Below are 12,407 nucleotides of genomic sequence, written 5' to 3' on the forward strand. Positions count from 1 at the left end.
ATGCGTACCCTATATCGAATGGCAGACCGGTTGCGCTTCGTGCGCATCCTGGGGATGGCGGTTGCCCTGGCTGTGAGCGGGATGCTTGCCTTGCCTGGCGCGGCCAGGGCGGACAATGACGTCGTCTATGTCTCGGCGACCAAGAATGCGTCGATCAAGGTCGCCAAGGGGAAGCCCAAGACGATCGTGACGAGCGCCGCTTTCTACCAGATTGTCATCGGCGATCCGGAGATCGCCAACGTCAATCCGCTGACCGACAAATCCTTCTATGTGCTGGGCAACAATCTCGGCACCACCGGCATCGCTTTGTTCGACGAGAAGAAGCAGCTTGTCGGCACCGTCGACATCGAGGTGACGCTCGACACGGATCAACTGGCCAGCACCATCCGCGCCAGCGTGCCGGACGCCAAGATCAAGGTCGGTTCGGCCAATGGCCGTGTCGTGCTGTCGGGTGAGGCGGACGACGCTGTCGCCGCGGACAAGGCAAGCAAGATCGCCAGCCGCTTTTCCGGTAATGAAGAGGTCATCAACTCCGTCAACATCTCGTCCTCGCAGCAGGTCCAGCTCAACGTCCGTTTCGTCGAGATCAATCGCCAGGCAAGCCAGGATCTCGGCGCCAAATACAGCGCCAATTTCGCCTACGGTATCGGTGGGCGCGACGTCACCATCGATCCGGGAACCGTGCCGGCGGCCGGAACCGGCGAGATCATCGGCCGGCTGTTGTCGAACGGCGTGTCGATCGATGTCGCCATCAAGGCGCTGGAAGAGCGCGGCCTTGCCCGGCGGCTGGCCGAGCCGAACCTGATTGCCCGTTCGGGCGAGACGGCGAGCTTCCTCGCCGGCGGCGAATTTCCGATCCCGGTTTCCGAGGAAAACGGCAAGATTTCCGTCAGCTACAAGAAGTACGGCGTCAGCCTCGACTTCACGCCGACAGTGCTCAAGGACGGGCTGGTCAGCCTCGACATCGCGCCGGAAGTGTCCTCAATCGACGCGTCGGCCTCCTACAACATCGGCACCATCTCCGTGCCCGGTTTCATCGTCCGCCGCGCCAAGACCTCGGTCGACCTGAAGAATGGCCAGAGCTTCATGATCGCGGGGCTGCTGCAGTCGCAAAACGACATCACCACATCGCGCATTCCCGGCCTCGGCAAGATGCCCGTGCTTGGACCGCTGTTCTCGTCGAAGTCCTATCAGCGCCGCGAAACCGATCTGGTCATCATCGTCACGCCCTATCTGGTCAAGCCGGTCGATCCATCGAAGAAGATGGCCGAGCCGACCGATGGCACGCAGCCGGCCAGCAACGTCGACTATTTCCTCAACAACACCGAGGAAGTGAAGGCATCGGACAGCGGTCGCGCGCTGGCGCTGGCCGATGGCAGTGCCGCAAGAGCCACTCCCGCCACCACGGTCGGGCATTTCCTCGACCTGCCGAAGGACTGAAGTGCCATGCGTTTGATCCTGAGGTCGAGCATTGCCTTGCTTTTGGCCGGCTTTGCCGCCGGCTGCACCAGCGACGACTATGTGCGCAGTGAAGGGCTGACGACCGGCGCCGGTAACGCCCAGGCCGCCAACACCGTCATGCAGATGGTCGATCCGTGGAAGTACGGTGTCCAGAACACCAGGCTTCTCGTGCCTGCCAAGCGTGGCGATGCCGGACCTGTCACCCCCGATCAGGCCGCCGCTTCGAAGGCATCGCAGACGACCACGGGCAACTGACCCCAAAGGGCGATCGAGCCCACAGGCTGATAAAAATGGCAAACGGCATCAAGACCCGGAAAATCCTGCTCGTATCGACGGACAGGACCTTCGTGCAGGACACGCGGACCGCATTCGCCGCCTCCGAGATCATCCAGCTCTCGGCGGTGGAGAAGAGTGTCACCGAGTTGCGTGGCGAAATCCAGGAGGCCGATTTCGGCGCCATCATCGTCGACATGGACGCGGCGAGGCTGGAGGAGGTCGAGTCGCTGCAGCGCATCATGCGCCGGCTGGAGGGCAAGACACCGGTCGTCGTCGTCACCCAGGAGTTCAACGCCGCCGCGGTGCGCATCCTGGTGCAGCTCAAGGTCGCCGATTTCCTGGTCAAGCCGATCACAACGGCCGACCTGGTGCGCTCGGTCGTGCGGGCGTTGCAGGGGCCGGGGCGGGAGGAAAACACCGAGTCGCAGATCTACACCTTCATGCCTGCCGCCGGCGGCGTCGGTACAACGACGCTGGCGCTGCAGACCGCCTTCCAGCTGCATCATTCGGTGACGCGTGGCGCCTCGACCTGCGTGGTCGATCTCAATTTCCAGCAGGGCGCCTGTGCCGAATATCTCGACCTCGAGCCACGTTTCGACATCACCGAGATCGAGAACCAGCCCGAACGCCTCGACCGGCAACTGCTCGACGTGATGCTGTCCAAGCACGCCAGCGGGCTGTGCGTGCTGGCCGCGCCGACCCACCCGGCGGAGATGCGCTCGTTCAAGACCGATGTCGTGGTCCGCATGCTGGACCTCGTCTCGGCCTATTTCGACAATGTCGTCATCGACATGCCGCGCACCTGGTTTCCCTGGACGGAGACCGTGCTGCTCGGCTCCAACAAGCTGTATATCGTGGCCGAGATGACGGTGCCGTGCCTGCGCCACACGCAAAGGCTGATCCAGGCTGTCTATGAGACCGCCGGCAAGGAAGTGAAGCCGAACGTCATCGTCAACCGTTTCGAGCAGAAGATGTTCGACAACGGCATCAAGCAGGCCGACGTCCAGGAGATCCTTGGCGAGCATTTCGTCGGCGGCATCGCCAACAACTACCGGCTGGTGCGCGAGGCGGTCGACCGTGGCGTGCCGCTGCACGAAATCGACCCCAATGCCAATGTCGTCAACGACCTGAAGAGGATCATTCTTCCGGAGGAGGCGGCCGCGACTGGACCCAAGTCGAAGTCGCTGTTTAGTCTCGGCAAGGGCTTCTTGAAGAGGAAGGCCGGATGACCAGCCGTTTTTCAACCTTGCAGAACCGTGACGCGCGTCCGCAGCGTCCGGCGGAATCAGCCCCGGTCGCGCATCATGCTGTCGTCATCCCGACCAGCCGAAAGGCGCCCGCAAAGCCGGACGTCGCACCGGCAAAGAACGCCAACAAGGTGCTCGACGCGCGCGTCCGCATTCACCGCATGCTGCTCGAAGAAATCAATCTCGTGGCGCTGGAGCGTTTGCCCAAGGAGGAGATGCGCCGGCAGGTGCATGATTTCGTTTCTGAAAAAACCCGCCAGGAGCGGATGGCGATCAACACCGTCGAACTCGAGGCGCTGGTCGACGATATCGTCGACGAGATGGTCGGCCTCGGTCCGCTCGAGCCGCTGCTCAAGGATCCGGACATCAACGACATCCTGATCAACGGCCACCAGAACTGCTTCATCGAAAAGAAGGGCAAGCTGCAGCAGATCCATATCCCGTTCAAGGATGAGGCGCATCTGCTTAGAATCATCAACAAGATCGTCGCCGCGGTTGGCCGCCGGGTCGATGAATCGCAGCCGATGGTCGACGCGCGCATGCTCGACGGTTCGCGCTTCAACGCGGCCATCCGCCCGGTTGGAGTCGACGGGCCGCTGGTGTCGATCCGCAAATTCTCCAAGAACAAGCTCGGCCTTCACAAGCTGGTCGAATTCGGCGCCATCACGCAGAACATGGCTGAGGTGCTGGCGGCGGCGGTCCACGCCCGCAAGACGACGATCATTTCGGGCGGCACCGGTACCGGCAAGACGACGATGCTGAACGCGCTGTCGGCCTTCATCCCCGAGGACGAGCGGTTGATCACCATCGAGGACGCGGCAGAACTTCAGCTGCAGCAACCGCATGTCGCGCGCATGGAGACGCGCCCCGCCAACATCGAGGGCCATGGCGAACTCAAGCAGCGCGATCTCGTCAAGAACGCGCTGCGCATGCGCCCGGACCGGGTCATCCTCGGCGAGTGCCGCGGCGAGGAAGCCTTCGACATGTTGCAGGCGATGAACACCGGCCATGAGGGGTCGATGGCGACCATCCATGCCAACACGCCGCGCGATGCCATTTCGCGCCTCGAACAGATGCTGGGCATGACCGGCATGCCGATGACGGTGCAGTCGATCCGCAGCCAGATCGCCAGCGCCATCGATATCATCGTCCAGCTGACCCGGCTTTCCGACGGCAAGCGCAAGGTGACAAGCGTCGCCGAGGTGACCGGCATGGAAGGCGACGTCATCCAGATGCAGGAGATTTTCCGCTTCGTGCGCACCGGCATGGATGCCGATGGCGGGATTCTCGGCTATTTCGAGGCGACCGGCATCCGGCCGCGCTTCCTCGAGGATTTGCGCGCCATGGGCATCGAGTTTCCCGGACGCTATTTCGAACCCGGCCGGCCGCAGGAGTAACCAGGTGTTCGACGGTCTGAGCGCGATCTATGTCGTCTACGCCGGGGCAGCACTCACCGGCATCATGATCGCCGAGGCCTGCTATCTCCTCTACGCCGGCCGCAGCGACAAGCGCACCGCCATCAACCGGCGCATGAAGCTGCAGGAAAACAAGATCAGCCAGGAGCAGGTGCTGATCCAGCTGCGCAAGGAGCGCGGCCTCGATGCGGGCACCTCGCTGTTCTCGCCGGACCGGTTCCGTGCCCTGCGCACGCAGTCGGGCATGATCATGCCGCTGTCGAGATTCCTGATGATCACCTCGGGTGTGGCGCTGGCCATGGCCCTGGTCGCTATCTGGCATGGCTTGCCGCTTCTGATGGGGCTTGTCCTGTTCGTTGTGCTCGTGCCGCTGTTGCCGGTGGTGGTGATGCGCTTCAAGCGCAAGCGTCGGCTCAAGCGCTTCGGCATGCAGCTGCCGGAGGCGCTGGAGCTGATCACGCGCGGCCTCAAGGCCGGTCATCCCGTGCCGGTGGCCATTGCCATGGTGTCGCGCGAGATGCCCGATCCGATCGGCACCGAATTCGGCGTCATCGCCGATGAGGTGACCTATGGTTCCGACCTGGTCTCGGCGCTGAATTCACTGTTCGACAGGGTCGGCCATGAAGATCTGCCGCTGTTCATCACCGCCGTCTCCATCCAGTCCAGTTCGGGTGGCAATCTGCGCGAGATTCTGGACGGCCTGGCGCTGACGATCCGCGAGCGCGGCAAGCTGCGCCGCAAGGTGCGCGCCATCTCGACCGAAGGCCGCATGTCGGCCTATATCCTGACGGCGATACCCGCGCTTTTGTTTGCCGCCATCATGGCGCTGATGCCGGGCTTCTATCGCGATGTCTGGGACGAGCCGAAAACCTGGTACCTGATCGGCGGCTCGGTGACCTGGTTGATGCTGGGCAATCTGATGATGTTCAAGATGTCGAATTTCAGGTTCTGACATGCAGGGCTTCATCGAGTTCCTCGCTTCGCTTGCTCCGACCTCGTTGATGCCGGTGGCCGTCCTGTTGCTGGCCCTGGGCAGTGGCGCGGTCGTCTGGCCAATGGTGGCGGCGAAGGGCGATCGCAACGAAGTGAAGCGCCGGCTCAAGGTCGACCATGGTCCCGCGGCCGCGAAACCCGAGCCGCTGCAGAAGAAGAATGCCGACGTCGTGCGCGAGAAGGCGGTGAGGCGGGCACAGGAATTCTACGCCAAGAGCGATCCCGAAAATGTCGCCCGGTTGCGCATGAAGCTGATCCAGGCCGGCTACATGGAGCCGCGCGCCGTCGGCACGTTCTTCATCATACGCTTCTCGGCGCTGGTCGGCGCCGCGATCGGCGCGTTTGTTCTGAACCAATGGCTGGCCAATGCCGACGCGACGATGGCCAGCCGTTGGGCGTTCGTCATCCTGTCGGGCGTGGCCGGCTATTTCCTGCCTGGCCTGGTGCTGACCCAGAAGGTGCGGGAGAAGATGCGCGAATACCGCAACGGCTTTCCCGACTTCATGGACCTGATGATCGTCTGCTCGGATGCCGGCATGAGCATGGAGGCCGGCATCGAGCGCGTCTCCAAGGAACTCGCCAAGACCTATCCCGCGCTCAGCCAGAACCTGCAGCTGGTGTCGCTGGAACTGCGGGCCGGGCGCAGCCTCGACGATGCGCTGAAGGCACTCGCCGACCGTCTCAGCCTCGACGAGGTCCGCTCCTTCGCCACGCTGCTGCAGCAGTCGAAGGAACTCGGTACCAGCCTGTCGGGCGCATTGCGCGTCTTCTCCGACGAAATGCGCCACAAGCGCATGTCGCTGGCCGAGGAGAAGGCGCATGCCCTGCCGGCCAAGATGTCGATACCGGTGACGGTGTGCATCCTGCCGGTGGTGCTGATGATCGCGGTCATTCCGATCATCGTCAAAATGACGGGTAGCCACTAGCCAATATTGATGCTCTGGATCCGGGGCCGACAACGCATCATCCGGCCCGAACGCGGCCCTGCGACGTGAGAACCCCATGCGAATACTGTTGTGTGCCGTCTCCCTCGCTCTCGCCGCCACCAGCCTGTGGCCGGCGCAGGCCGCGGCCGACGATTGCGGCGATGCCGCCGCGCTGTTGCGGCAGGCCTATCCCAAGGTCCAGAAAAGCGCCGACGGCCGCTCATTCACGCTCGAACCGCATACCAGCATCCCGCTCGCGGACCCGCAGGACGGTATGCCGGGCCTGGTCTGCAAGGTCTGGCCCGCCCACGACGATCTGCTGCTGGTCGCGGTGCCGCTGATCGACAGCGTCCAATCCGTCGACGGCCAGCATGTCGGCGATATCGAGCTTCTGATCGTCGACAGGAAGACCCTGCAAATACGCCAGCGCCTGCTCCAGCCCAAGCTGATGAACGACGATGCCATCGCCATCCGCGGCATCGAATTCGACACCGGCCGCTATGGGCTGGCGCCCGGTGTCACCGCCTTCGGCCTGCGCATCGACATGGCCAACCATTCGCAGCCCAATCCCTTTGGTGAAACCGACCTGCGGCTCTACGCCATCGCCAACAATGCGCTGCACGCGGTGCTCGATGGGCTTGCCGTGGCCGGCTTTGGCGGCGAAGGCGACACCAATTGCGCCGGATCCTTTCATTCCAGCAAGGTCAGCCTGGCGATGAGCCCGAAGATCCATCGCGGCTACCACGACATCATCGTGGTCGAGCGGAAGGATACCGACGAGCCGCTCCCCGACAAGGATGGCGAGTGCCAGTCGCATCCCGGCAAGTCGGTGAGCCGGACCCACCGGCTGCGCTATGACGGCAGCCGCTATCCGGTTCCGGCCGCGCTCAAGGCAATGGACCCGCCGTAAGAACGCGGTTCGCACCTGTTCGAGGCCTTGCAGCCCAATGGTTAACGGCCAGTATTGCGGAAACCAAATCTTAGGGGCATTTCGGCACCGAAGCTTAATGGCTGTGCTGTAGTGTCTTTCCCTGAAGAACGACCCGACAAATCGGGCGACGGGGCAGGGCATGCGTCAGACGAAATTTGCGGCGGTGGCCACGATGGTGGCCATCTTGATGATCACCGGGTGCACGACGAACAACAACGTCGACACGACCAAGACCACCGCGATCCAGCCGGCCGCCAGGGATGTCGATACGTCCGATCTGGCGCAAGGCAAGGCGCAGTTTCGCGACGCCAATTATGGCCTCGCCGAACAGCATTTCCGCAAGGCCGTCGAGCTGAAGGCCGACAATGCGGAGGCCTGGATGGGACTCGCCGCCTCCTATGACGAACTCGGCCGCTTCGACTTTGCCGATCGCGCCTACGGCCAGCTCCTGAAGGTCGCCGGCCGCAAACCGCAGATCGTCAACAATATGGGCTATTCGCAACTGCTGCGCGGCAACAAGAAGAAGGCCAGGGCGCTGCTGCTGGAGGCGAAAGCCGGCATGGCCGATCCCACGGTCGTGAACGCCAATCTCGCACTGCTCAACAAGGGCTGATGGCCGTCCTCGCGACGGCCAAGGGTACGGTTTCGGGACAGGTGGTATCGACGCTTTGTAAACCCTAACCGCAGCTTCGGTCGAAAGATCGGCTGAAAACCATGATCGAGGGCTGCCGCTGACCTAGAATGCGGCGTAACCGCCGACTCTCGAGAGGCCCCCGCCCGATATGCTGGATTTCAGTTCGCTCCTGCTCGCGGCCGCGCTGTCGGGCACCTGTCTGGCCGTCACCATGTTTGCAATCTGGTTCACCGCGCCGCGGGCGCGTTTCGTGCTGACGGTGGCGTGCGGCATCCTCGTGCTCGTCGCGCATGTGATCCTGTTCTGGCGATACTCCAAGGAGCCGGATCCGCTGCTTTGCCAGATCGCGCTGGCGCTGCTCAGCCTGGGCTTCCTGATCCTCTGCATTTCGGCCATGCAGTACCTTGGCGTGCCGGACCACAAGCGTGCGGTCGTGCCGACACTTGCCGCCATGGCAATCTGCGCGGCCTTGACCCTCCTCGGCCTTGATGGTGTCGGCTTCATCGTCACTTACGCGACGGTGACCGTGCTGCTGTCGACGATCGGGGCCATGTTCTGGGTCAATGGCAGCCATGATCGCCGCATCCTGCTGGTGGTCTCGTTCCTGAGCGGCACCTGTGCGCTGTCGTTTGCCCTTTGCGGCATGGTTCTGCTGGCCAAGGCGCAATGGACGCTCGGGGTGGCGCCCGACAATTGGGCCGAACGCCTGAATTCCGTCGTGGCGGTGGCCTGCATGACCGGCCTCGGCGCCTTGACGCTCTCGCTGCATCATCTGCAGGCACAGATCGAGCTGAAGGCCGAGACGATGACCGATCCATTGACCGGGCTGATGAACCGTCGTGGGTTGACATCGCTCCACGGCGAGCGGTCCTTCGGTCCCTTCGCGGCGATCGTCATGTTCGACCTCGATCACTTCAAGAGGACGAACGACATCTACGGTCACCCCATAGGGGATCAGGTCCTGTGCCGATTCGCCGCCGTCATCCGGAAATATGCCAGGACCGGCGTCGACGCCTTTCGGCTGGGCGGCGAGGAGTTTGCCGTCGTCATGTCGCGGATGACGGAAGAGCGGGCCTATGATCTCGCCAGCAAGATCGGGGTGGCCTTCGGCACCGAAATCGTCGCCACCCCGCTCGGTCCGTTGCGCAGCACGGTCAGCGGCGGCATCGGCTTTGGTGGCGCCGACGGCAGCAGCCTCGACGAGGTTCTGGCCGAGGCGGACGCCGCGCTTTACGCGGCCAAGCGCGCCGGCCGAAATTGCGTCGTCAGCCGCAAGAGGATGGGCAAGGCCGAACCGGTCGAGCCGGCCTTGCGCTCAGCTTAGTTACTCAGCTGCTCCCAGATAATCCGACAGCGGCGGGCAGGAACAGACCAGGTTGCGGTCGCCGGCGACATTGTCGATGCGCGACACCGGTGGCCAGTACTTTGCCGCTGTGTCGGCGTCGCCAGCGGGGTAGGCCGCTTCCAGCCGCGAATAGGGATGGTTCCACTGGCCGGCCAGTGCCTCGGCGGCGGTGTGCGGGGCGTTGACCAGCGGGTTGTCGGTCAGCGGCCATTCGCCTTTCGCTACCTTGGCTGCCTCGCCGGCGATGGCAATCATCGCCTCGCAGAAGCGGTCGAGCTCGCGCTTGGGTTCGGACTCCGTCGGTTCGACCATCAGCGTGCCGGCAACCGGAAACGACATGGTCGGTGCGTGGAAGCCGTAGTCGATCAGGCGTTTGGCGATGTCATCGACGCTGATGCCGGCGCTCTCCTTGAGCACACGCGTGTCGAGGATGCATTCATGCGCGATGCGATCGTGCCGGCCCTTGTAGAGCAGGGGGAAGTGCGGCGCGAGCCGTGTCGCCACGTAGTTGGCCGAGATGATGGCGGTCTCCGTTGCCTGCTTCAGGCCTGCAGCACCCATCATGCGGATATACATCCAGGTGATCGGCAGGATGGAAGCGCTGCCGAAAGGTGCGGCCGACACCGCATGCGCCGAGCCTTCGGTGACATGGCCCGGCAGATAGGGCTTCAGATGCGCCTTGACGCCGATCGGGCCGATGCCGGGGCCGCCGCCGCCATGCGGGATGCAGAAGGTCTTGTGCAGGTTCATATGGCAGACATCAGCGCCGATATCGGCAGGACGGGCAAGGGCGACCAGCGCGTTGAGGTTTGCGCCGTCGAAATAGACCTGGCCGCCATGCTCGTGAATGAGGGCGCAGAGGTGGCGGGCGCCTTCTTCGTAGACGCCGTGCGTCGAGGGATAGGTGAACATCAGCGCCGCTAGGTTTTTGGAATGCTCGTTGGCCTTGGCCCGCATATCGTCCATGTCTATATTGCCGTCCTCCAGGCAACGCACGACGACGACGCTCATGCCGGCCATCGCAGCACTGGCCGGGTTGGTGCCGTGCGCGGAAGAGGGGATCAGGCAGACGGTGCGGTGGCCTTCACCGCGCGAGCGGTGATAGGCGCGGATGGCGAGCAGGCCGGCATATTCGCCCTGGCTGCCGGCATTGGGCTGCAGGCTGACCGCGTCGAAGCCGGTGATTTCCGACAGCCAGCCTTCCAACTCGCCGATCATGGCGCGATAGCCGGCCGAATGCGCTGATGGCGCGAAGGGATGCAGATTGGCGATGCTTGGCCAGCTCACCGGCATCATTTCGGCCGCGGCGTTGAGCTTCATGGTGCAGGATCCGAGCGGGATCATGGAGCGGTCGAGCGCCAGGTCCTTGTCAGCCAACCGGCGCAGCAGGCGCATCATATCGGTTTCCGACTTGTTCTCGTTGAAAACCGGCTGGGTCAGGAACTCTTTTCCACGCGGCTTGCCGGGCACCGTGCTGCCGGCCGAAGACTGAGCCTTGGCACCGAACAAGGCCGCGATCGCGTCGAGATCGGCATCGGTCGAGGTCTCGTCGAAGCTGATGCCGACATGGTCGGCGTCAAGCATGCGCAGCAGCCGGCCGGTTTTTTCGGCGGCTTCGGCGATCTCAGCGGCCTTGCCCTTTACCTCCACCGTCACCGTGTCGAAACGGCTGGCGCCGAGCACCGGCACGCCTGCCGCCTTGAGGCCGCCTGCCAGACGGTTGGCCAGCGCGTGGATGCGCCCGGCAATCGCCTGCAGCCCGGCGGGTCCATGCCAGATGGCATAGGCCGTCGCCATGTTGGCGAGGAGTGCCTGCGCGGTGCAGATGTTGGACGTCGCCTTGTCGCGGCGGATATGCTGTTCGCGCGTCTGCAGGGCGAGGCGGTAGCCGGGCCGGCCCTTGCTGTCGGTCGACTGCCCGACGAGGCGGCCGGGCATCAGCCGCGTCAGTCTGTCGGAGACGGCGCAATAGGCGGCGTGCGGGCCGCCAAAGCCCATCGGAACGCCAAAGCGCTGCATCGGCCCGACGGCAATGTCGGCGCCGAGTTTCGCCGGCGCATCGGTCAGCGTCAGGCCCAGCGGATCGGCGATGAAGACGACCAGTGCGCCGGTGGCCCGGGCCTTGTCGATCGCCGCCTTGTGGTCGCCATAGACGCCTGACGTATCGGGCCAGGAGACGAGCAGGGCAGCCGTGTTGTCGTCGATCGTCTCGCCGTCGATCTCGATGCCGAGCGGTTCGGCGCGGGTGCGTACCACATCCAGCGTCTGCGGATGCGGCGTGCCGGCAAGTGCCACCTTGGTGCGTTTGTCGCGGTGGTGGCGCAGCGCTATGCCGACCGCTTCGGCGACAGCGGTTGCCTCATCGAGCAGCGAGGCCGACGCCACCGGCAGGCCGGTCAGTTCGGTGACCAGCGTCTGGAAATTGAACAGCATTTCCAGGCGGCCCTGGCTGATCTCGGCCTGATAGGGGGTATAGGCCGTATACCAGGCCGGATTCTCGAACAGATTGCGCTGGATGACCGGCGGCACGTGTACGCCGTGATAGCCGGCGCCGATGAAGCTCTTCAGCACGGTATTCCCAGCCATTGTCGCCGACAATTCGGCCAGTGCTTCGGCTTCGCTCGCCGGCGCCGGCAGGGCCAGCGGCAGGTCGAGGCGAATCGATTGCGGCACGGCCTGGCTGATCAACGTCTCGACAGAGGGGACGCCGATCACCGCAAGCATGGCTCTGACGTCGCTGACATCAGGACCGATATGGCGGGCCGAGAAGGGGGTAAGTGCTGCGCTCATCGTCTTAAAATCCTGTTATCAGCCGATATGGGCTTTGTAGGCGGCCTCATCCATGAGGCCGGCGAGCTGGCTTTCGTCGGCAAGCTTCATCTTCCACAGCCAGCCGGCGCCGGTTGCCGCCGAGTTGACCAGCGAGGGGTCGGAAGACAGCGTGCCGTTGGCCTCGGTGATCTCGCCGTCGACCGGCGCGTAAACGTCGGAGGCCGCCTTGACGGATTCGACCACGACGGCGGTATCGCCCTTGGTCAGCTTCTTCCCCGTTTCCGGCAGTTCGACGAAGACGAGGTCGCCGAGCTGCTCCTGCGCGTAGTCGGTGATGCCCACGGTGGCGATGCCGCCTTCGACGCGGAGCCATTCGTGATCCGATGTGAAATAGGTCTTTGCCATGC

General features: G+C 63.8%; 11 protein-coding genes. 9 read left to right on the top strand and 2 right to left on the bottom strand.

Translation table 11 applies throughout. The features are described from left to right. Positions 1–18: 18 nt before the first annotated feature. The 9 genes from AC07UC_RS20445 to AC07UC_RS20485 all read left to right on the top strand — a co-directional run bounded on the left by AC07UC_RS20445 (position 19) and on the right by AC07UC_RS20485 (position 9,207). Complete coding sequence (locus AC07UC_RS20445) at positions 19–1,440, top strand: type II and III secretion system protein family protein (protein WP_494908967.1); 1,422 nt, start codon at positions 19–21, stop codon at positions 1,438–1,440. A 6-nt stretch (positions 1,441–1,446) separates the two neighbouring features. Then, positions 1,447–1,716 carry a hypothetical protein gene (locus tag AC07UC_RS20450; RefSeq protein WP_056572257.1) on the top strand — a complete coding sequence of 90 codons (270 nt, stop codon included), beginning with the start codon at positions 1,447–1,449 and terminating at the stop codon, positions 1,714–1,716. 35 nt (positions 1,717–1,751) lie between these two features. Further along, on the top strand, positions 1,752–2,966 hold the full coding sequence (locus AC07UC_RS20455) for a CpaE/TadZ family protein (protein ID WP_140773233.1): 1,215 nt from the start codon (positions 1,752–1,754) through the stop codon (positions 2,964–2,966). Continuing rightward, positions 2,963–4,381 carry a TadA family conjugal transfer-associated ATPase gene (locus AC07UC_RS20460; RefSeq protein WP_494907230.1) on the top strand — a complete coding sequence of 473 codons (1,419 nt, stop codon included), beginning with the start codon at positions 2,963–2,965 and terminating at the stop codon, positions 4,379–4,381. The genes AC07UC_RS20455 and AC07UC_RS20460 overlap by 4 nt, the downstream gene beginning before the upstream one ends. Before the next feature lie 4 nt (positions 4,382–4,385). Continuing rightward, positions 4,386–5,351 (top strand): type II secretion system F family protein, encoded by a 966-nt coding sequence (locus AC07UC_RS20465; protein WP_202322108.1) that lies wholly within the window; start codon positions 4,386–4,388, stop codon positions 5,349–5,351. Between the two features lies 1 nt (position 5,352). After that, positions 5,353–6,318 (top strand): type II secretion system F family protein, encoded by a 966-nt coding sequence (locus AC07UC_RS20470; RefSeq protein ID WP_202322109.1) that lies wholly within the window; start codon positions 5,353–5,355, stop codon positions 6,316–6,318. A gap of 76 nt (positions 6,319–6,394) precedes the next feature. Beyond that, on the top strand, positions 6,395–7,228 hold the full coding sequence (locus AC07UC_RS20475) for a PA3715 family protein (RefSeq protein ID WP_494907231.1): 834 nt from the start codon (positions 6,395–6,397) through the stop codon (positions 7,226–7,228). Between the two features lie 160 nt (positions 7,229–7,388). Continuing rightward, positions 7,389–7,862 (top strand): hypothetical protein, encoded by a 474-nt coding sequence (locus AC07UC_RS20480; protein WP_494907232.1) that lies wholly within the window; start codon positions 7,389–7,391, stop codon positions 7,860–7,862. Positions 7,863–8,031: 169 nt separating this feature from the next. Further along, positions 8,032–9,207 carry a GGDEF domain-containing protein gene (locus AC07UC_RS20485; protein ID WP_494907233.1) on the top strand — a complete coding sequence of 392 codons (1,176 nt, stop codon included), beginning with the start codon at positions 8,032–8,034 and terminating at the stop codon, positions 9,205–9,207. Here the strand turns inward: AC07UC_RS20485 and gcvP are convergent, their stop codons facing one another. Further along, positions 9,208–12,018, bottom strand: a complete 2,811-nt coding sequence (gene gcvP, locus AC07UC_RS20490) for an aminomethyl-transferring glycine dehydrogenase (RefSeq protein WP_494907234.1) — start codon at positions 12,016–12,018, stop codon at positions 9,208–9,210. 18 nt (positions 12,019–12,036) lie between these two features. After that, positions 12,037–12,405 carry a glycine cleavage system protein GcvH gene (gcvH, locus tag AC07UC_RS20495; protein ID WP_140773246.1) on the bottom strand — a complete coding sequence of 123 codons (369 nt, stop codon included), beginning with the start codon at positions 12,403–12,405 and terminating at the stop codon, positions 12,037–12,039. Between the last annotated feature and the right edge of the window lie 2 nt (positions 12,406–12,407).

It is taken from the genome of Mesorhizobium sp. GW821-FHT04C10 (assembly GCF_059420305.1).

Bases quoted from the DNA above. Each gene is read 5' to 3' on its own strand.
- AC07UC_RS20445 (WP_494908967.1), top strand. From the start codon at position 19: ATGGCAGACCGGTTGCGCTTCGTGCGCATCCTGGGGATGGCGGTTGCC.
- AC07UC_RS20450 (WP_056572257.1), top strand. From the start codon at position 1,447: ATGCGTTTGATCCTGAGGTCGAGCATTGCCTTGCTTTTGGCCGGCTTT.
- AC07UC_RS20455 (WP_140773233.1), top strand. From the start codon at position 1,752: ATGGCAAACGGCATCAAGACCCGGAAAATCCTGCTCGTATCGACGGAC.
- AC07UC_RS20460 (WP_494907230.1), top strand. From the start codon at position 2,963: ATGACCAGCCGTTTTTCAACCTTGCAGAACCGTGACGCGCGTCCGCAG.
- AC07UC_RS20470 (WP_202322109.1), top strand. From the start codon at position 5,353: ATGCAGGGCTTCATCGAGTTCCTCGCTTCGCTTGCTCCGACCTCGTTG.
- AC07UC_RS20475 (WP_494907231.1), top strand. From the start codon at position 6,395: ATGCGAATACTGTTGTGTGCCGTCTCCCTCGCTCTCGCCGCCACCAGC.
- AC07UC_RS20480 (WP_494907232.1), top strand. From the start codon at position 7,389: ATGCGTCAGACGAAATTTGCGGCGGTGGCCACGATGGTGGCCATCTTG.
- AC07UC_RS20485 (WP_494907233.1), top strand. From the start codon at position 8,032: ATGCTGGATTTCAGTTCGCTCCTGCTCGCGGCCGCGCTGTCGGGCACC.
- gcvP (WP_494907234.1), bottom strand. From the start codon at position 12,018: ATGAGCGCAGCACTTACCCCCTTCTCGGCCCGCCATATCGGTCCTGAT.
- gcvH (WP_140773246.1), bottom strand. From the start codon at position 12,405: ATGGCAAAGACCTATTTCACATCGGATCACGAATGGCTCCGCGTCGAA.